Annotated in this window: 13 protein-coding genes; 4 read left to right on the forward strand and 9 right to left on the reverse strand. The window is 42.1% G+C overall.

Going from position 1 to position 21,294, the window contains the following annotated elements; translation table 11 throughout:
- Positions 1–21: 21 nt before the first annotated feature.
- Positions 22–2,247 carry an FIMAH domain-containing protein gene (locus tag AM500_RS17535; RefSeq protein WP_053600378.1) on the reverse strand — a complete coding sequence of 742 codons (2,226 nt, stop codon included), beginning with the start codon at positions 2,245–2,247 and terminating at the stop codon, positions 22–24.
- Between the two features lie 243 nt (positions 2,248–2,490).
- Between AM500_RS17535 and AM500_RS17540 the strand changes: the two genes are divergently transcribed.
- Positions 2,491–2,763, forward strand: a complete 273-nt coding sequence (locus AM500_RS17540) for a hypothetical protein (protein WP_053600379.1) — start codon at positions 2,491–2,493, stop codon at positions 2,761–2,763.
- A gap of 283 nt (positions 2,764–3,046) precedes the next feature.
- On the opposite strand, the gene AM500_RS17545 is transcribed toward AM500_RS17540, so the two are convergent.
- On the reverse strand, positions 3,047–3,430 hold the full coding sequence (locus AM500_RS17545) for a glyoxalase superfamily protein (protein WP_082347273.1): 384 nt from the start codon (positions 3,428–3,430) through the stop codon (positions 3,047–3,049).
- 440 nt (positions 3,431–3,870) lie between these two features.
- On the opposite strand from AM500_RS17545, the gene bglX reads away from it, so the two are divergent.
- The 3 genes from bglX to AM500_RS17560 all read left to right on the forward strand — a co-directional run bounded on the left by bglX (position 3,871) and on the right by AM500_RS17560 (position 10,459).
- Entirely contained in the window at positions 3,871–6,033 is a 2,163-nt protein-coding gene (gene bglX, locus AM500_RS17550) for a beta-glucosidase BglX (RefSeq protein WP_053600380.1), read from the forward strand.
- Positions 6,034–6,052: 19 nt separating this feature from the next.
- Positions 6,053–9,394 carry a GH36-type glycosyl hydrolase domain-containing protein gene (locus AM500_RS17555; protein WP_053600381.1) on the forward strand — a complete coding sequence of 1,114 codons (3,342 nt, stop codon included), beginning with the start codon at positions 6,053–6,055 and terminating at the stop codon, positions 9,392–9,394.
- Between the two features lie 87 nt (positions 9,395–9,481).
- Entirely contained in the window at positions 9,482–10,459 is a 978-nt protein-coding gene (locus AM500_RS17560) for a LacI family DNA-binding transcriptional regulator (RefSeq protein ID WP_053600382.1), read from the forward strand.
- A gap of 59 nt (positions 10,460–10,518) precedes the next feature.
- Here AM500_RS17560 and AM500_RS17565 read toward each other — a convergent pair whose 3' ends face one another.
- From AM500_RS17565 to AM500_RS17595, 7 genes are all read right to left on the reverse strand, one after another.
- On the reverse strand, positions 10,519–11,787 hold the full coding sequence (locus AM500_RS17565; RefSeq protein WP_053600383.1) for a hypothetical protein: 1,269 nt from the start codon (positions 11,785–11,787) through the stop codon (positions 10,519–10,521).
- An 18-nt stretch (positions 11,788–11,805) separates the two neighbouring features.
- The gene (locus tag AM500_RS17570) at positions 11,806–14,217 is read right to left on the reverse strand and encodes a beta-galactosidase (protein ID WP_053601769.1); all 2,412 of its coding nucleotides are present in this window, start codon (positions 14,215–14,217) and stop codon (positions 11,806–11,808) included.
- Positions 14,218–14,296: 79 nt separating this feature from the next.
- Positions 14,297–15,244 carry a carbohydrate ABC transporter permease gene (locus tag AM500_RS17575; RefSeq protein ID WP_231688025.1) on the reverse strand — a complete coding sequence of 316 codons (948 nt, stop codon included), beginning with the start codon at positions 15,242–15,244 and terminating at the stop codon, positions 14,297–14,299.
- A gap of 16 nt (positions 15,245–15,260) precedes the next feature.
- Positions 15,261–16,121, reverse strand: coding sequence for a carbohydrate ABC transporter permease (locus AM500_RS17580; protein WP_231688026.1), 861 nt, complete (start codon positions 16,119–16,121; stop codon positions 15,261–15,263).
- A 2-nt stretch (positions 16,122–16,123) separates the two neighbouring features.
- Positions 16,124–18,382 carry a DUF5696 domain-containing protein gene (locus AM500_RS17585; RefSeq protein WP_053600385.1) on the reverse strand — a complete coding sequence of 753 codons (2,259 nt, stop codon included), beginning with the start codon at positions 18,380–18,382 and terminating at the stop codon, positions 16,124–16,126.
- Positions 18,375–20,393 (reverse strand): YIP1 family protein, encoded by a 2,019-nt coding sequence (locus AM500_RS17590; RefSeq protein ID WP_053600386.1) that lies wholly within the window; start codon positions 20,391–20,393, stop codon positions 18,375–18,377. The genes AM500_RS17585 and AM500_RS17590 overlap by 8 nt, the downstream gene beginning before the upstream one ends.
- A 17-nt stretch (positions 20,394–20,410) precedes the next feature.
- A complete protein-coding gene (locus AM500_RS17595; protein ID WP_053600387.1) occupies positions 20,411–21,286 on the reverse strand; it encodes a carbohydrate ABC transporter permease in 876 nt (291 codons plus the stop codon).
- Positions 21,287–21,294: the final 8 nt, after the last annotated feature.

Here is a 21,294-nt window from a genome sequence, read left to right on the forward strand (position 1 = left end):
TCTGGCCTCTTCGATTGATTATTAAATAGAGTTGAGAATACGCCGTAATTGTTCACGCAACTCTGTATCTATATCCGATTCTTTGGCATTTTCCAAGTGTTTTAAGGCATCCTGTAAATGTTTGCTTGCTTCCTCCTGCCTTCCCATATCACGATGATGGATGGCTGAATTAAGTGAATTGATTAGCTGCTGACTGACTGAATTTGCGATATTGCCATAAACCGTTTCCCGTTCCACAAACTTGAAACCTGACTCTAGCGTGTCGGATACTTCAATTTTCATTAAATCTACTTTATTGACGTAATAGATATTTCCATCGTTGCCGATTGTCATTAGCTCAGTCACAGTGTTGGTCAACACCTCATGTTCCAGCGTAACAGGGTCAATTTCCGTTAAGTTACCAGCAAGATTTGTGTACATAAGACCATCCTCACTCCAGCGAATATGGATTGGTCTCCATCTTCCGTAATCCTTTACTTCAGGGAAGATGTTTTTGCTTTTCACAATTTCAAGCGTATCCGGATCCATTGCAAAAATTGCTCCGGCTGCTGCTGACCAAAGCAAACCGTCAGGACCAAGGCTCATCCCGCTAATCATTTTTGGCTGGACTGTGACACCTGGTATCTCCGGTACAAACTCAGTAATTTTCTCACCCTTTTCTATATCCCAAACGAATATCTTTGCAGCAGGCTCAGTTGGGTCAATTCCCAATCCACCCGCAACGGTTGTGGAGCCATATAGCTTGCCATTCACTTCTGCCAGCCCAGCGATGGCTTGATTATGGACAACATTTGGATATACAGCTGTGTCTTTTACATTGGCAGGATCCAGGACAGTTAAAGAGCCGCCAAGATACCCGTAGTCAGGAATTGTACCAATGAATAATTTATTTTGTGCAGCAGTCATAATAAATGGGCGGTCCTGATGAGGAATATCGTAAATCTGTTTAGGCGTTGAAGCTGGATTCGTAGTATCCATTTCAAAAATGGTAGCGCCAGTATAAACACCAAAATACATCTTATCACCAAGAGCTGCCATACCTTCTGCCTGCCCTAACGTGAAATTGCGGTTTACATTTGTTTCCGGATTATAAACGGCACCTTTACCACCAGGGTAGCCACTTAAATATAAATTGCCTTCAGGCCCTTTTTCCAATGTTTGAATTGGAATAGGATTTCCGACAATCGGCAGTTGAGTTGTTTTTACTTTTTTAGTTTGCAAGTTCATATACGTGACTTGGCCGCCGAATTGGACAGTAACTAAAGATTTGCCCGGCAAGTCTGGATCATTCTCTACTTCAACCCAAGCTGTATTCCGTAAGAAAGTTCCGAACACGACTTTAGTATCGGTCGCGCTTAACGTATTCAAATCCACTTCCATTAATTTACTGCCTTGCAGGAAGTATACTTTGTTACTTCCAGGCAAGCCATGTATTAATCGAATCCCTTTACTGTTTGTGTAGTACTTGTCACTCCATTGGCCAGTTTCTGTATCATAAAACAGGAGGGTGTTACTTCCGCCGCCAACTCCTGCGACGATATATTTGCCTGCCGCATCCATTTGCCAAACACTGCTGCCAGGAACAACATGGTCAGGAACCTTAATTTTTTCATATTCGCCCGTTTCTACATCCAATTTCACGATTGCATTCTCAACGCCAATGCCCAAATACAAGTACCCATTATGGTATGCTGTGGATCTGGAATAGCTTTGGCCTGGGGCAATACTGCCATAATCCTTCATTTCGCCTGTTTTTGGGTCATAGCGGCCAGCTTTTGCATTTGGATATGAGCCAAAATAGACACGTCCTTCTTCATCATAGGACAAGCCGTAGACAACACTCTCACCGATTCCCCCTAGGTTCTTTACTTCCTTCGTTACAGGAGAATATTCATAAAGATATCCATTGCCTCCGATATAGACGTTGCCATTCGGTACCGTGATATGTGTCCAAACAGCCCCTGTTCCTTCTAAAGGATAAGTTCTTAGGACTTCCTGGCTTTTAAGGTCTACAACCTGAAAGATAGCCGGGCTGCCGCTTGAAGTTGTGTACATTATATCCCGTCCATCTTCAACCCCGTATGTAGAGTCATATACCGCTACACTTTGAATAAGTGAACCTAGATTCGTTGGTTCTGAATTTCTCTTTCCTGATTCTGCATGGGCGGGATTACCCATAAAGAAAGAAGAAACAATTAACACAAATGTAGTTAAAAGAATTGCGAACTGTTTTGAAAACGCCTTCATTTTGTTTCACTCCTTTTTATTTAATTTTTTCAGAAAGTTTATGTACCAATTTCACCTCTCCCTTTTTCCTAATATTCTAAAAATACCAAACCTGCAACTAGACTTACATGTCGAAAAATAGCCCGTATTTAATAAAGGAATATAGTCCTATGAGGATATCAGGCTCGTCTCGTTCTTTTGTACTGTGTTTAGGCTTTTATTGGAACACACAGTGGTTATCTTCATTTGCACATGAAGAAGGGGATGTTCATTTACGTTAAACTCGCTAACTACATTCCCGGAAATATCGATGAGAGAAATAATTACCTCGGTCCTTTTCAATTGTATAGTTTTGATTCAAATAGCAAAGATAAAAAAGCGGAGGTGACTGAAATGCCTAGTAAAAACAACGATCAAAACAGCATGAAATATAGTATTTGGGAAACGAGAGTAGATGAAAAACAAAAAGAAAAAATTGAAAAATCTCCTGAATTAAATCATGAACACAATTTTGATGGTAAGAATTTAGGTAAATAGCGTGAATTACCCGCATAATTTGTAAAGCTTGTCCTGGAAGCTGCATGGTGAAAAATCTCCATTTATGAAAACAAAAGAAGCTGAGCCAGTAAATTGCTCAGCTTCTTTTGTTATTCGTACGAATAAGCGTTATTCATGAAAAAAAGAAACGGTTCTCCCCCACCGTTTGGCAAGTTAGAACAGTCCCTGTTTAAATGATTTGGATTGACATATCACTGGGAATCCAAGAATATTATTATCAGTCTTCCGTACACTAAAGCGAATGTCATTGAGAGTATTAATGTTATTTTTGGATGTTCTCATAGAAGACAATTCTATTTCCAAATGGGTCTCCAATCCTAACCTCACGAGTATTCCAGTCGGTAGTTTCGAGCCCGGGACGTGCGTACTTGTATTTCTTATCTAGAAGATTGGAATGAAGCATCTTCACATTTTCTACTTCAATTCTAATGGAAGCCCCCGGAGTCGCATCCCCATAATTCTCAGAAAGATGAAGGATACAATTGCTATGGGAAATTTGCATATATAGGGGGAGGTCTTCCTCAAATCGATGCTCCCAATCTACCTCAAATTCCAAAAATGTTAAATAAAATTCTTTGGCTTTCTCTTCATCAAAAATACGTAATATTGGTATGGAGCTTTTCATACTTATTTCAGATGAGCTCATTATAACAACCCCCTTCTCGTGTACTTAAAATCATCTTCCCATTATTTTAGCAGTTTTTTCTTAAAGAAACCTGCCCCGTCTAAATAAGCTTTTTATTTTAAACAATAACTACCAACTAAACCTTTTATCAATCTCAGCACCTTAATTTGCAACACAAGCAGGTATTAGTGAAGGTGGAGTAGATTTTGGACTTGTTAATTTTTTTACCATGTTCAAGCCATTGGACCCAGTAGAGGGAGTTATCCCTATAAATTTTAAAATCCAAAGTCTATTAATTTTATATATTACCTAATTGAAAACTCTATGGGATTTTACAATTACTCCGTTTTCATTGAAACGTTTCAATTTATCGTTGACCACATAATTGAAAGCGTTTATAATACAGTCAGAATAACAATCGAAACGTTTCGATTAGTACACTTAGTATTGGAGGACTACCTATGGATGAACAATTACATGCTTTAGTCCAGCAAATGACGTTAGACGAAAAAATCGGACAGTTACTCCAGTTGGCAACCCCCTTTTTTAAGGGTTCGGAACATGAAGGAGAAATTACAGGGCCAATGGCTGAAATGGGCATTAATGAAGATGTTGTGCATAATGCCGGTTCCGTCCTGGGTGTGTCTGGCGCACAGGAGGTAATAACTATTCAAAAAGCGTATTTAGAAGCGAATCGCCTTGGGATCCCACTGTTAATGATGGCAGATATTATCCATGGCTATAAAACTATTTTCCCTGTACCTTTAGCGATTGGATGCTCCTGGGATTTGGAACTCGCTGAGAAAAGTGCTGAAATTGCCGCCAAGGAAGCATCTGTATCGGGTGTTCATGTTACATTTGCTCCTATGGTTGACTTAGTCAGGGACCCTCGCTGGGGCAGAGTCATGGAATCCACGGGAGAAGATCCTTATTTAAATAGCCTGTATGCACGTGCCTTCGTGCGGGGATTCCAAGGAAAAGACCTTAAAAATGACCCTGATCGGGTGGCCGCATGCGTGAAGCACTTTGCAGCCTATGGTGCACCCGAAGGCGGGCGTGACTATAACACCGTAAATATGTCTGAAAGGCAATTACGGGAGTCCTATTTACCAGCCTATAAAGCCGCACTTGATGAAGGCTGTGAAATGGTCATGACAGCGTTTAATACTGTCGATGGAATCCCTGCCACTGGAAACAAATGGTTAATGCAAGATTTGCTGCGGGACGAATGGGGATTTGACGGTGTCCTTATTTCCGACTGGGGCGCCGTGAAAGAATTAATCCCCCATGGTGTTGCCGAGGATGGCACTGAAGCAGCATTGAAAGCACTTCGGGCTGGTGTGGATATCGAAATGATGACAACTTGCTATATCGATAATCTAAAACAGCTTGTCGAATATGGGACTATTGACGAAGCGTTGATTGATGAGTCAGTCCTCCGTATTTTGAAATTAAAGCAAAAGCTTGGTCTATTTGAAAACCCGACACGTGGAGCGGATGTAATGCGAGAGCAAGAAATCGTCCTCAGCGAAGAGCATCGAAGGGCAGCTCGCCAGCTTGCGGTAAAATCGTCTGTTCTTTTAAAGAACGAAGGACCTCTTCTCCCTTTGACTCGCGAAAAGAAATTGGCTTTGATTGGACCGTTTGCTAATAACGGCGATATTCTGGGTCCTTGGTCCTGGCAAGGCAGGCAAGAGGATGCCATCACACTGCTTGAAGGAATTAAGACAAAAACAGAGCCTTCGAACCTTCTAACCTCAAAAGGCTGTGACATTGAAACGGGCACAGCGGATCAGCTCAAAGAAGCGTTGGAGACTGCCAGCCAGGCAGATATTATCATTCTTGCTTTGGGAGAAAGCTCGCACATGAGTGGCGAAGGAGGCAGCCGGGCCAACATCCGTTTGCCTAAAGTGCAACTTGAATTAGTTGACCAAATTAAAAAACTTCAAAAGCCAATAGTTGCCGTTTTGTTCAATGGACGCCCGCTTGATTTGCATGGGATTATCGATCAAGCTGATGCTGTTTTGGAAGCATGGTATCCAGGCACTGAAGGTGGTGCCGCAATAGCTGATCTCTTATTTGGGGATGAGAATCCATCTGGACGTTTGTCAATGTCTTTCCCATATTCAGTTGGACAAGTTCCGGTTTACTACAATCATTTTAATACTGGGCGTCCTAAAGTGTCTGAAACATATGAACGCTATGTATCACATTACCTTGATATTCCTAATGAGCCCCGACTTCCATTCGGGTTTGGCCTAAGCTATACAACCTTCCAATACAGTAATGCTGCTATTTCTTCTCAAAGAATGAAACAAGGAGACTCGCTCACTGTTTCTGTACATGTTACCAACACCGGACAATTTGCTGGCGAAGAAGTCGTTCAGCTATATATCCGCGATTTGGCAGGAGAAATTGTCAGGCCTGTAAAGGAATTGAAAGGATATAATAAAATTGCCCTGGAGCCAAATGAAACGAAGGAAGTACAATTCACAATAACTGAAGATATGCTTCGATACTATCATGAAGACCTTCAATATATAAGCGATCCTGGTACATTCATTGCTTATGTAGGGCCGAACAGCCACGAAATCACTGCTCTGACTTTTAAACTAGAAGTATAGAAAATTATGAGGTGAAAAGATGATAAAACAAGATAACGCAACCATCCAGCTCGAAGCGGCCGGCTTGTCCTTCACATTTCTCAACAGCGGGGACATTTCCGTTGTATCCTACAAAAATGTGATGTTAAACCAGATCATAACAAATCCAATTGATGGTTCCTTAAATAACCTTTACTTGAGGCTATACAAGAATGATGGAATCCAAGTTGTACCGTTACTGGGAGTTCATTCGAATAGTCGAATACACTACTCCGATTCACAGGTTTCCTGGGAGGGGGATGCAGACGAAGTCCGCTATAAAGTAACATTCAGGCTTTCTGACCAGGGTATTTGGTTTTGGGATATTCATCTTTTCGGAACCGACATTGAAGTCGATATCATTTATGGACAGGATTTAGGGTTGGCCGATATTGGCGCGGTAAGATCGAATGAAGCTTATATGTCCCAATATATTGATCATAAAGTGTTGGAAGATGAGTCCCTTGGCCATGTCATTTGTTCCCGACAAAACCAGCCACAATCAACAGGACATCCATACTTGCAGCAAGGTTCCTTAACAAGATCAATCGGATTTTCCACTGATGGTTTCCAATTTTTTGGCCTTTCCTATAAAGAAACCAATAAACCGGAAGTCTTGACAAAACCATCCCTAGCAAATGAAGTATACCAGTATGAATTTGCTTATACAGCACTTCAATCAGAAAAAGTGGCCTTGTCAGGACAGACTCAGTTCGTCTTTTACGGCCTTTTTAAAGCGGATCATTACGATGCAGTCACTGTTTTGGAATATCATGAAGAAGTCCAGCGAGCATGGGAGCAAGTAAGGGACATTCACAGCCCAACGACTCCGGTCGTAAAAACATCGCTTTCCACTGAAATTGGAGAACCATTAAAAACTCTTTCCATGGATTGTACTGAAATTAACAGCCTCTTCCCCCGCCGCCATCAGGAGGAATGGGAAGGCGACAGGCTTTTATCCTTCTTTACAGACACGTATGAACATATCGTGTTAAAAGAAAAGGAATTACTTGTGGAACGCCCAACCGGCCATATAGTCATGACGGCCCAAAATGGTAAACTGAAAGAAAATACGATTACAACAACAAGTTATATGTACGGGTTATTCAATGCTCAGCTAGTGGTCGGCAATACTTCCATGAACAAACTGTTGACCAATGCCAGGAATCCGCTAAATGCATTAAAAACATCAGGGCAACGTATTTACGTTGAATTAGAAGGTGGGTATCAGCTCCTCACCATGCCTTCGCTTTTTGAAATGGGCTTTAACTATGCTCGCTGGTTTTACAAGACTTCTGACGAAACGTTCATTATTACAAATTTCACAACAGTGGACACACCTGAAGTCCAGCTGAATGTCAAGTCTGCTAGCGGGAAAGCCTACCGCTATCTTGTTACAAACCAAGTGTCGATGAATAACAATGAGTACGCCGCTCCATTCCATATGGATCAGGACGGAGATATCCTAACATTCCGTGCAGATTCTGCTTCTGACAACGCAAGGGTATATCCGAAACTCGCCTATCGGATGAAGGTTTCGGGTACTGAATTCAGCTTATCTGATGAACGGAAATTTGGTCAGCATTTTATCCCACAATCAGCTTCCCTCGTCGTTCTTGAATTAAGCGCAACACCGACATGGGAACTAACTGTCCAGGGTCTGCTCCATGGCGAGGTTCTTCCATTCGTGGAAAGGGAAGCATTAAAGGAAATCGAGAAATATAGGGAACTCCAGCGCGATGTTATGAATGGTTTCAAACTATCCCAAAAGGACAAGACAACACCTGAACTTGAAAAAGTAAACGCACTTGCGTGGTGGTATACACATAATATGCTCATCCACTTTGCGGTACCGCATGGCCTTGAACAATACAGCGGGGCTGCATGGGGAACAAGGGATGTATGCCAGGGTCCTACGGAATATTTCATGGCTACCCAAAATTATGAAGCGGTCCGGGAAATCATTAAAACCGTTTTCTCCCATCAATACGAAGAAACCGGTAATTGGCCGCAATGGTTTATGTTCGATAAATACGTGAACATCCAATCCCACGAAAGCCATGGCGATATTATTGTTTGGCCGCTAAAAATGATAACCGATTATCTAACTGCAACTGGTGATTTCAGCATTCTACATGAAGAAGTCCCCTATACAACAACAACTAGTTATCAGTTTACGGAACATACAGCCCCTATCTGGGATCATGTACAAAAAGAAATCGATTATATAAAGGACAATTTCCTTCATGGTACTTATTTGTCTTCATATGGTGATGGTGACTGGGACGACACGCTTCAACCTGCAAATGCGCAGCTAAAGCACTATATGGTTAGCAGTTGGACTGTTTCACTGACCTACCAGGTCCTCAATCACCTATCCAGCGTATTGGAGTCTGCCAATGTAAAAGAAGCGGCCGAATTGAAACAGCTCGCTTCCGGGATTGAAGCCGACTTTAACAAATACATTTTGCAAACTGATGTAATTCCTGGCTTTGTTTATATGGAGCACCCGGAAAAAGCCGAATTAATGCTCCATCCGAATGATACCAAAACAGGCATCAACTACCGCCTCCTCCCAATGACCCGGAGCATGATCAGTGAATTGTTTACTCCAGAGCAAGCTGAAAGACATTATCAGCTTATCAAAGATAAATTATTCTGCCCGGACGGTGTACGGCTAATGAATCGGCCTGCAAACTATGTTGGTGGAGTCAGTGTAAATTTCAAACGTGCTGAACAGGCGGCTAATTTTGGCCGTGAAATCGGTCTTCAATATGTACATGCGCATATTCGATTCATTGAAGCAATGGCCAAACTGGGGAAAGTGGATGAAGTTTGGAACGGCTTACAGGTTATTAACCCGATTGGAATAAAGGAAGTGGTGCCAAATGCAGATATCCGCCAGAGCAATACTTACTTTAGCAGTTCGGATGGAAAATTCAAATCACGTTATGAAGCACAGGAACGTTTCGACGAATTAAGATTAGGTACTGTTCCGGTTAAAGGCGGCTGGCGCATCTACTCCAGCGGCCCAGGAATCTATATGAACCAGTTAATTTCAAACTGCTTGGGTATTCGCTTCCAGGATACAGATTTAATAATTGACCCTATTCTTCCGGAACAATTCAATGGGTTGCATTTTGACTTTGAAATCTTGGATGTCCCTGTAACCTTTGTCTATCATTCAGACTCCAAGGGCCGAAAAAATGTTGTTGTAAACGGTAATAGACTGGATGCAGAGATTGTTTCCAACCGTTATCGCGAGGGCGGGCTAAGAATTAACCGTAGCCAGCTTGCTGAAATCTTAAATAAAGCCGATAATGTCATTGAAGTCTTTCTATAGAAAAATGGTCGGCGGTTTGGTGAACCGCCGACCCTCTTTATTGTTGAAAACCCAGAAGTGTAAAGATGATCATGAGGTGATACGTGTTTGGTAAATATTAAAGATATCGCAAAACAAGCTGGTGTCTCAATTTCCACGGTTTCCTATGCCTTAAATGGAAGCCAAAAGGTTACCCCAGAAACGACTGCTAAAATTTTAGCCATAGCAAAAGAGCTAAACTATACTCCGAATGCAGCTGCAAGAAACCTGAAAAGAAGGGAAACAAAAATTATCGGAGCGTTTTTCGCTGAATATTCGGGCGCTTTTTATGGCCAGCTGCTGAAAGGAATGCGCCGGACGCTTTCCCAAAACGGCTATGATCTAATTGTCTGCAGCGGTGCACAATCACAGCGTTTCATACCTGAAAGGATGATTGATGGGGCCATAATTCTAGATGAGGCATTTTCCACTGATGAAATTCTCCGATATGCGAATCTAGGCCACAAACTAGTCGTTCTTGATCGTGAGGTTAACCACCCTAATATTACAAAAGTGTTACTCGATAATAAAAATGGCTCTCATCTGGCAATCGGGTACTTTGAGAAGCAAAATTTCAAGAACATTTACATTCTGTCTGGCCCGGAAGGTTCTTATGATACAAAACAGCGTCTTAAAGGCCTGCTGGAAGCTTTAGAAACAAGAAACCATATGAACATTGAAGTAATGGGCGGAGATTTTACAAAGTCTGCTGGAGAAGTAGCAGCAAAGCAACTGGTGGAATCCTATTCACATCCCGTCGCCATATTTTGCCTGAATGATGAAATGGCGATTGGCATGTACAATTACCTGTCAAAAACTGAATACCGAGTTGGAGAGCATTTTCATATTATCGGTTTCGATAACATCGAGGTTTCGAATTATCTTAAGCCACGCTTAACAACTATTGATTATTCGAAGGAAGATTGGGGAGCAATCGCTGCCGGGCAATTAATGAGGCTGCTTACAAACGAGCCAGGCGAAGACCAGCAAATCCCCGTAACGCTCCTGGAGGGCAAATCGGTAAACAAATATAACCCATCTAATTAACGTTCAGTATACCAAAAGCCCGTTGACCCAATTTACCGTGTCAACGGGCTTTTCGCTTGTTATGCTTTAACTAGACGCTCAGTAAAGAATGACATTCCACGTTTAAAAGCAGCTAACCCATAAAGCATGGAACTCCAATCAATAAGAGTAACCTTAGTTGGATACCATCTCTCTGGCTGCTCGAGATGCCACCATGAATATCGGTGCAACCCATACTTATAGGCGTCTCTCAACTTTTGTTCATCTTCCCCATCCTCTGGATTGGTATACCGATCATATGGAATATGAATACTATACAGCGCATAAAGGTCATGGATTCCGGCAGGATACACTGGCAAGAAACCTGCCACGATGTAGGCCGAAGCTATATTATGTGGTGCATTATTGATTTTATCCGCATGGTAGCCTCCAAACAATCCGTCATTGGGTCCTGCTCCATACCCCCAGACGTACGATGGAACATCATTCAATTCCTTCCACTTCAAACGGTCCGCCATGCAGGCATTCTCATAAAACTCTCGATACGTCGGGCTTTCAGCATATTCCGGCACTAGAAAAAACGGGAATTGATGTACAAAGGATGACAAGAAAGCTGAAGCATCATGATCAGTAAGGACTGGAATGTCGCGATAGTGGATTTGCGGAAGCTTCCTAATTTGCTCTTCAGCAAAATTATTATTCCATAAATCCTGGATATCCGCGTCTTCAGGCTGGCAAAGCTTCGCAAGATAAGACACCAATACATATTCGTTGTAAGCAGGAAGCGGGAGAGTCCCCTCTCCATCCTTTACAACCATATTGATAATCCCCTTATCTTTATCATGAACAACGACTCGCCAATCAATAGATTTCAAAAGTTGGGCTGCCAGTTCGGCGACTTGGGGATTTTCTTTTTTGAAGTGCTGTCCCGCAAAAAGGGCCCCGGCAACTAGCAAGGACGTATCAATGGTCGAAATTTCCGAGTGAAGGTTCTCCCCTGTTTCCATATCAACGAAATGAGCAAAGAAACCCGTTTTCTCATCCCTTGCGACCCGGCAGCCTTCCACTTCACCAAGGCATGCTTTCAGTGTAAGGACGGCCTTCTCAGCTGCCTGCTTATCCCAGTCTTCCATATCGGCTACAGCAAGGCTTATAAGACCTACTCCAGTAGCAGCAATTGAGCACCGGTTATCGGGATTTTCACCTAAGGTCATGTAGCCATCAGCATATAATCCTGTTCTAGGGTTGCGGCTGGCCTCAAAAAGCTCATATGAATCCTTGTACTGACGGTCAAAAAACACTTTCACCTTATTAGGCAGCTGCTGATAATCTTTTGTTACCTGGGACATGTCAACACTCCTCTTCATTTACTTGAAATAGATGGTCAGGCTGTCATCGACCTTTGAATGTTTATGGCTTTTAACTAGTGCAAGCCCGTCTGCTTTTTCTACAGAATAGTTTTTGTCAGGGAGAATCTCTTTGGACGTTTCAATAGCAATCCTGTCTTCGCTTTGGGTTAGACGGAACTCGATTGCCCCCTTACTTACCTTGCTGATTTCTGCAGTCGAGTACACGATCCTTCCATGCTCAGTCCCTACATTGATCGGCAGCATGACGCCATCCTTGCTTTGAAGAGTAATCGCCCTGCCCCCGAACAAGATCTCCTCTTGGTCATAGACGTTGAATTCTTTGTCAAATCCATCTAGGTTAAGGATATGAATGAATCTTTCTCCCTCAGAATTGGATGTGGACGTCATAAATATCCCGTGCTGCTTGCAATCATGGCTTAGCTTCACCTTTGCCCCCAGTCTTTCAAAGGCCTCTTTAAAAAGTGAAATATCACAGGAATAGGCATTCGCCATTACTATCGCACGTCCTTTTCCAACTTCAGCTTCAAAGGAACATACTTCATCCGATCCATATACCTTCAAAAGGGGAATTGCCTCTCTGATTTCGAACGTTTGCGCAAAATGGCTCCTTACTTCAGGGCGTGGTGCTGCCCAGTTGTCAGCATAGACGGATAAATAAAACAGATGAGAATCACGATGGATTCCTTTTACTATAACACCGAGGGCATCTGCAAGAATGGTACATTCCTTCCCTTCCATGTCATATTGAGGGACTTCTCCATACAGGAAAATGCCGCCCCCTTCGTTTAAATACTCAACCAACTTACTTTGAATCTTGCTATCCATATATCTAGCAGAAGGCAGAGCAAGTACAGGGGTTTCACTTACTGAAATCGGCTTATTCTGGATATCGATGGCAGTGAAGCGATATCCGGCCAGGAGCATTGACTTGCCCATAATCTCCCAGGCTCCCCGATTCCGATGTTCCTCAATGTTAGTAAGAATTTCCTTCATTTTTTCGCTATGGGGGTAGCGATATTCTGTCATGTAATAATCAGGGATGAATGCAAATGAAACATCATCACGTTCTTCATCCATTGCAGCAACTTTATCTGAGACAGCCATCACTGTGCTGATTGCTCTAGCCATACGCGGGAACGTATAATTCAGTTCCCCTTCAGGACTTACTGGAGCGGCAAATCCGTGGCGTTCACCCGTGATCGCTATTCTGTCGTTCCCATCGCCTACTTTTGTATCAAGGCGGTAATTCCTTCCTCCCGTTAGTAGGTAATAGTTTATTAGGCGATTACCTTGAGCTATACACATTCTTGTTTTAAAATCGGCTGCAGACACATCATATCTCGAGCCGAGATTATCTCCGAAATTGCCATCCCCACAGTTGAATTCAACAGATGTCAACGGCTGGTCCGGGTTGTGGACCGCATCCATGAACCCATTGATTATGTATAGGTCCTGAAACGTTACCATATCCAAATCCCCGAAGTAAATGTCAGATCCGGAAAGATAACCCGGTGCTTGCGTATAGGACTCATACAGCTGGCTAATGCCAATTGGGTACGTAAATCCGCGGCCACCTCCAGTACCGTGAATATTGATAACGAAAGGAATGTCTTTGACTCCAAACTCTTCTGCAAACCCTCGGAGTGTATGGACATACTGGGCGAACCGATGCCGCATATAATAGCCTAGGTCCTTTAGTAATTCAGGTGCATACTCCTCTTTGGGCGAGCGGATTGCAGTATTTCTATCCTTTTTATCATGTAAATTAAATGGATAGCGGGAAGCCAATGTTTTCCCATCATACTTCTCAAGTAGCCAATTGGAAAATTCGTCCAGAACAAAATCTGTTAAGTCCGGGCAATTGCTGACCCAGGATAGCATACCTATCTCATTATCAAGCTGAAAAGCTATAATTTTGCCGCCATTTGTATGTAGTCTTGGTGTTATGATTTCCATTAGTGCTTTATACCAATTGCGTACCTCCATTAAAAATCCCGGAGCGTTATAATCAAGAGTCGGAGTTGTTGCAGGAGTGCCGTCCCATGCTGTTGGAATGATTTCCGGATGTTTTTCGTACACCCAGTACGGGATTCCTTCGTTCTTCATTTCCGCCATTATGAATGGGCCTGGACGGACAAAAAAGTATAGGCCGTTTTCTGAACAAAGATCGATGAAACCTTCTAAATCAAGCTCTGGTCGGGTTTTCCCCTGTAAATCAACCTCCCCTTCAACGGGCTCATGAATAAGCCACGGAACATAAGTAGCGACTGCATTGCAGCCAGCCAATTTCAATTTATCTATTCGGTCCTGCCAGTCATCCCGGTCAAGGCGATAATAATGGATTTCACCACACATGATGATTTCCGGCTTGCCGTCAATAATGATTTGTTTATTTTTAATTTCAATCATGACGATTCCCTGCCTTTCAAATTTAAATATGAAAAAATCCATTAGTGCGGATAAAAAGGCACTAATGGAATTTTCAACTTTATTCGCCAGTAATGCCTGACCGGTCGACTCCCTCAACAAACCATCTCTGAGTGATAAAGTAAACAATCAGCAAAGGTAGTATGGAAAGGATCGTTCCGGCCATCTTGATTCCTTCATTAATTTGATTCCCCTCAAGCCCCATCTCTGCAGGGAACATCTTTTCGAAGGTTGCAACGAACTTTTGCAACTCCAATGGCAAAGTGGTCAGGTTATTACCAAAATAAATTGCCGCCAGGTAGGTTTCGTTCCAGTACCAAACAAATGAGAACAGGAATGAAATGATAATTCCTGGCAAAGCCATCGGAAGGGCAATGGTAAAGAAAATCCGGAAGTGCCCGGCTCCATCAATTTGTGCAGCTTCTTCCAGTGCTTTCGGCACCATTTTAAAAAACTGGTAGAAAATCAGGATAAAGATTGCACTGTTCAACCCTTGGCCAAGAGATGCCGGGAGCATAAATGCTTTCAGACTCCCCAGGATATTCAACTCATTGAAAAAGATATACCTTGGGATGAGCGTAACCTGAGGGGGGATGATAAAGGTGGCAAGAACAAGGACAAATAGCACCTTCTTTCCCTTGAATTCAAATCTTGCCAAACCATACCCAACCACTGCCGCAACTGCTGTCTGGGCCACAGAAGGAAGAATGGTGACATACAAGGTTTCCCCAAGCGTTTTAAAGAAATCCAATACTTGATTTGCCTTCGAATAATTGTCCAGGTACAACTGAGTCGGAATCCAATTGACAAGCGGATTCAGGAGATCATCAAGGCTCTTAAAGCTATAAACTCCCATATAAATGAGCGGATATAGATAAACAAATCCAATCCCAATCAATAGTCCATAAATGAGGAGTTTAAATAGAAAGCCGTCAGTTCCCTGCATCCCTAGAAAGAACCGCTTTATTTTCAAATAATAGTGGTCAAGCTGCTGTTTTTTGTTTTGCACTTTGAACCCATCCTTTTTAAGAGTTAGTTTTCCTTCCCTTCAGTGTCATCGCTCCCACAGTTATTAAGAGTGCGAGTGCAATGATAAGAAAGTAAATCCAGGATAATGCCGATGCATACCCAAAACCGGTATCCACCTTGAACATATTTGTCTGGATGTGCTCGATAATAGGATTCAAAGAAAATATAGAATACATCACAATCGTATAGATGGTGTTCACGATAATCATCGGGAATAAACTTGGAAGTGTAATCTTCCAAAATGTTTCCCAGTTAGAGGCCCCGTCAATTTTGGCTGCCTCGTAAATTTGCTTGTCCATCTTCTGCAGCGCCGCAAGGAAAATCAGAATTTGCACACCGGAAAACCAAAGGATCATGATCAAATTTTTGATTAAATAAAGCAAAATCCCATTGAAAAATCCGTCCGGATTGGAGTTTAATGCCTGATAAATTGCGTATTGTTCAATCGATGGGATGGTAGTAATCCCTTGATCGACCAGCTCCTTCATGACTGGACCGCTTGCAATGATAACGGGAAGAAAGAAAATTGTCCGGAACATTCCGCGAAATTTTACCTTCTGGTTAAGGAGCAAGGAAATAATCAATGAAAAAACAATAATGATTGGGACTGATATGACCAATTCTTCCAAATACTTGGTCATGCGATCAATAAATACTGCATCGACGACAAATGCATATCTGAAGTTGTCGAATTTTATAAACTCCGTCTGAATCCCACTCGTTGTAATCTTTACTTTTTGAAAGCTTAAATATAAAGAATAGAATAAAGGAAAAGCGGTAAAAATCATGAAGCCTAGAATCCATGGTGAAACAAATATTAGTCCTACTAAGCTATTTCTTGCCTTTAAACCTTTCACCGCTATTCCCCACTTTCAATCACAGCAAAATCTTTTGCAGCTATTTCAATCGTATTTTTTCTAAAAGGTGTATCTGTATAATTGATGACTATTGTTTTTCCATTAGAGTAGGATACCTCTACTATTCCTGCTTTCGGTACAGCACGGGCAACAATGGACGCCCCCTCCACCTGCCCGAGGCTTTGTTCAACCTTTGCATACTGCTCAGCGATTTTATCCTTCCATACCGAAAATTCAGATGTGTACACATCCTTTGATGGTGTGCCGATTAATAGATTCGAAGGCGCATCGGTTAACAGGAACGATGGGTAGGCACCGTATTCAATCATCCTCAACACGTTCACCGTCGGATTGGCATTATAATTTGAGAATGGTGCGTAGTAAGGGACATATCCTTTCAAGACAATCTGCAGGAAAGGAACAGAATCGGTTTCAAAAACATAATTGGAAGATGACATCGGTATATCCAAGTACCGATCCGTCTCGTTCCATGCATAGACATTTGGCTCATAAAGAGCGATGCTCCCCAACGATTTATTTAATTCATTGAATAATTTGCCATACGTTTCGATTGTCTTTGTGCGATCAGATGTCCTAGATTTGTTAAAGTCAGAAAATGACGTGAATCCAGTGGTATCGATGGCCAGATTTGATATTCCATGTTCCTTGTATTCCTTCACATCGTCTTTCGCAATTTCCAGGGACTTGAACGGTGATAAATAAAATATGTTTTTATTTTTTTCCTTCAGCGTTATTGTCTCTGAACTTACCTTTTTCGCTACGTCCTTGCCTCCGGAATACCCCTTGGCCCCTTCAAACGCTTTAGTATAATCCGTTTGGAAATAGATTGGTATGTTTTCCTTTTTTAAGAGCCTTGTAGTTTCCTCGATGTCATCCTTGTTCCCAAGCTTTTTTTCAATCGGGAATTTAGATGGCAATGTTCCGGTTAACCCGCCCTTTGACCAGCCTTTGTAAATGACATGCATATTATTTACGCCTTGCTGCATCAATTCTTTTGTAAACTGAGGAATTTTCGTCACTTCTGTCATCGGGATGACTGTATCCCAAAGCAGTCGATTCTTGACTTCACCCCCAAAAAATTCAAGCCTTACCTCAGCCTTGTCTTCCTGCTTTTCCAATTGTCCATTTTCAACGAGGTATTCCTGGTAACGCTTTGCCATTCCTACGTAATCAGCTTCATTTTCATTCAAGAACATATAACGGAGTTTTATATCTACTTCATTCGCATTTTTTTGGTAAACATTAATCCCTTTCATATTCTTGCTGGTCGGCTGATAATATTCGTAGCGATAATGGTACTGCGAAGAAATCCAGTTGAAATCAGTCGATATTCCCGCGGGATAGGCGACAATATTGCCATAGGCATATCCATCTTCAATAACTGTCAGGAAAGCATTTTGTTTGACGCCATGAACGGCACCGAAAACAGGTATTTTAATTTGCTGGACCGGATTCACTCGCTCAGCCACTGCCCGTGACCGTTTAAAGCCCTGATCCTCTCCAAAGATCGAACCAACAAATGGAGAGCCTCCTTTTTTGCCGCTCTGTTCATACCTTATTAAGGCTCCGCTCCCATCCGGCAAAAACATATACCCATTCACTTCATTTTTGTGGACAGCCCCGAAGAATGGATAAACCCTGATCGAAATTAACTTCGTCCGTTTATTTTCTTTGATTTCTTCCTTTGGAATTGACACTAGCAATTGATCCTCATGAAGTTCGACATTAATCTGGAAGGAGATTTTGGCCTGGTTCAGGAACACTTCGGCATTAAACCCCTTTTCAGTCAGTTTTACTTTAGGACGCGAATCGTTAGTTAAAATGCTTTCGCTTCTCTTCTTGCCCTGCCTGTCGGTATATTCAATGGTGATTGCGGATTGAATCATTTGCTCCCATGTGTTGTTGATTCGATATTGATCAGGGTTATCCAGGCCGCTGTTCCATACGTAGCCAGTCTTTTTATCCTGAATCTTCAATGCCAATGATTCTTCATTTACATAAAGGATATATCCGTTGTTTTCAGCTGCCTTTTCAAAGCCCTCGAAAGTATTATCCTGTTTCACCGGTTCACCATTTTCCGTCTCTGGTTTGGTGAATGCCGCAGAAGTATATTTCATTTCGACTTGTTCATTTTCGTTGGTTACGGAGGGTTTCTCCTGATTTGACTGTAGCACCGAATCTGCAAGAGCATGGATTGGCAAAATCAAAAGAATAAGCGCCAATATAAGTTTCTTATACACGCAGGAGAGCCTCCTTCACAATGGAGTAGACAAAGTCGTAAACTTGGTCAAATAATACAAACATGATAAAAACAACAAGAATCATGATTATCATTCCGAATAGTGTAACGAAGATGTTCCTGACCGTCTCAGAGAAGGTGAAATTATGGATCTCCTTAATCATGATAAAGAGGATCAGTAAGCACCAGGCATATACAATGCGGATAGAAAATACATAAATGAACGATTCATTATAGGTTAGTACATTTGATATCAATGTAATTGGGATGATAAAGACGATATACGGAGCAAGTGAATAAATGGTGCCGATATAAATGTCCCTAAATCTGCCTTCCCCATCATTAATGGTACTTACCATATAGTTCGCCAGAATGAATAATAGAATCGGAACGAAAACGGCCAATACTTCGATCAGCAAGCTGGCATCTTCACTGATATAGGATGCGAATAGGAAACCTGTCTGGAATTTTGCTAGTAAATATTCGACAAACAAAACGATATAAAGGATAGTAGCTGATGTTATTGAAGCAGCCCGTTCCCTTTTTAAATAATAGAAACTATCAATCGGATGCTTGAAGAACTGAAATAAAAACAGCAGCTCTGACAATAGTTTGCGAGATTTCAGCTTCCTCCAGGAATAACGCGGCCCGTTAAGGATATTCTTCCTTTTGTCCGCGTATTTGACCATGTAATAAATCATGGCAATGGCAATGAGAACCGTGAACACGGTACCAAGATGTTCTTCCATCCATGTTTGGCGGACCTCCCAGAATGCGTCGGAATATCCCCAGGCGTCCTCTGCCAGTGTATATTCCTCTAACGATCTATCATAGTCCTGCTGCTTGTAATAAGCTTTCCCCATTGCTGAATGAGCCAGTCCAAATGAAGAGTTCAACTCCAGGACCGACTGCCAGTACGCTTGGCTTTCTACATATAATCCTTCTTTATATAAAGCAATCCCTTTGTGGACTTGTTCGGAAAAGGCCGTTTTTTCAAACTCGGTAATCATGCCCCTTTCCTTGTCAGTTACAAATAGCCTGCCGTTGTGGTCAATCGCGATTCCAGTTGGCTGCTTGAACAAGCCAAGACGGTTGGACCCATCATCTGTTCCTCCAAACACAAACAATAGGTTCCCAAAACTATCAAACTCGTGGATTTCACCTTTACTATTCAATGTGAACATGTTCCCATCACTGTCGACAGTAATATCCTGATAGGTTGCGTCGCGGGATATATATGGGGATAACATATTTTTTCCGGCCACATTAAGTTTTTTGATCACTTCGTTTTCAGTTCCGCCCGTAACGGAGTAGATTAGTCCCTGGCTGTCGATGGCCACATTATCTGGAGCTGGTGGAGTTTTCAGAAACATATTCGATTTTTGCGTTTCGGTAGTAAGCAAATTTCTAATAACCGAAGAAATGGAAACATCGGTATTGTTCACACCGTAATAACCTAAAAAAGTGCCTTCCTTGCTAAGCTGGATAATCCCGTTCGTAGACCCCTCACTTATAACATAAAGGTTTCCACGGCGGTCAACCCCTACCTTTTGCGGCTTAAATGGAGACGTACTTCCAAAGAGCGGAGAGTCGGGCCTGCCATATTCCGCTTCAAGCTTTCCTTCAGAATTGAATCGGAAAATCTTCTCTTTTGAATAATCCGCCACATATATATCACCCAGTTCATCCACATGGACACCTGTGGGGGCCTCGAGAACACCTACCCCAATTTCCGCAACTAGATTCCCTTTTTCGTTTGCCACCAATACCTTTTTCGTACCCGAATCAACTATATACATGAAGCCTTCCGTATCTGCAAAGATATCCTCAGGTGCCATGATTTCCGTATCTGAGAGAAAATCCCCCACCGGCATAAATGCTGTTTGTGTCTCGATCAATTGTCCGTCGCTCGATAATGTTTCTGTCTTATATGGAGCAGAAGCCGAAGCAATTGGCTGAAAGGGAAGCAACAGTAAGATTAAAGCTGTTAAACTAATTATGAATTTTTTCATTTCCCTCCCCCTATCTGCTACTTGATTCCTGAATGAGCCATTGTATTCATTACCTGGCTTTGAAGAATGATAAAAATAATTAAGTTTGGAATGAACATTATCAATGAAGCCGCTGCTGCCAAACCCTGTCCAGCAACGCTATTGCCAGCCGTTGAAGTCAGCGTGGTCATGTAAAAAGCAAACGTCTTCAATCCCTCGTCATTAACGTACAAGGTTGAGCTTTCTGTGCTGTTCCAAACAAGCTGGAAAGACAATATCGCTACTGTAGCAATTGCAGGCTTTACCAAAGGGACAATGATCCGCAGAAAAATCTGAAAGTCCGATGCACCGTCCAATTTGGCAGCTTCAATTAATTCATCCGGTATTTGATCGATGAACTGCTTGACAAGGAACAGCCCTATTGGCATTGCCAGCAGTGGTACAATATGGACCAAAAAGTTATTGATCAAACCCATTTCTTCTATTAATAAATATCTCGGAATTGATACCGCTGCAGGTACGAACATTAAAGCAATTGTATTAATTTCAAAAATGATCTTTTTTGATTTAAATTCTTTTTTAGATAACGCATATCCGGCCATCGTGCTAATTAAAATCGTTAAGAAGACAACGATCAGGGTGATGACAATGCTATTGAACAAATACCGGGACATTGGTACCCCTGTAGCGTTTGCCTGGCCGAACAAATCAGTGAAATTTTGCAATGTCGGCTTTTCGACAAAAAAGCGTGGCGGATAGGCGAATAATTCATCGATTGGCTTAAAAGCATGGAAAAAGATAAACACAATCGGCAAAGCCATGAAAACCGCCATCGGAATTAAAAACACAAGAAACTTTATTTGGCTTTTATGGAACTTTGACGGATTCATTTTTGTTCCTTGAAAAGCAGACATACCATTCA

The sequence above is a fragment of the Bacillus sp. FJAT-18017 genome (assembly GCF_001278805.1).
Taxonomy (GTDB): domain Bacteria; phylum Bacillota; class Bacilli; order Bacillales; family Cytobacillaceae; genus Bacillus_D.

Coding starts and splice junctions, on each gene's coding strand:
- AM500_RS17535 (WP_053600378.1), bottom strand. CDS start 2,247: ATGAAGGCGTTTTCAAAACAGTTCGCAATTCTTTTAACTACATTTGTG.
- AM500_RS17540 (WP_053600379.1), top strand. CDS start 2,491: ATGTTCATTTACGTTAAACTCGCTAACTACATTCCCGGAAATATCGAT.
- AM500_RS17545 (WP_082347273.1), bottom strand. CDS start 3,430: ATGAGCTCATCTGAAATAAGTATGAAAAGCTCCATACCAATATTACGT.
- bglX (WP_053600380.1), top strand. CDS start 3,871: ATGGATGAACAATTACATGCTTTAGTCCAGCAAATGACGTTAGACGAA.
- AM500_RS17555 (WP_053600381.1), top strand. CDS start 6,053: ATGATAAAACAAGATAACGCAACCATCCAGCTCGAAGCGGCCGGCTTG.
- AM500_RS17565 (WP_053600383.1), bottom strand. CDS start 11,787: ATGTCCCAGGTAACAAAAGATTATCAGCAGCTGCCTAATAAGGTGAAA.
- AM500_RS17570 (WP_053601769.1), bottom strand. CDS start 14,217: ATGATTGAAATTAAAAATAAACAAATCATTATTGACGGCAAGCCGGAA.
- AM500_RS17590 (WP_053600386.1), bottom strand. CDS start 20,393: ATGAAAAAATTCATAATTAGTTTAACAGCTTTAATCTTACTGTTGCTT.
- AM500_RS17595 (WP_053600387.1), bottom strand. CDS start 21,286: ATGTCTGCTTTTCAAGGAACAAAAATGAATCCGTCAAAGTTCCATAAA.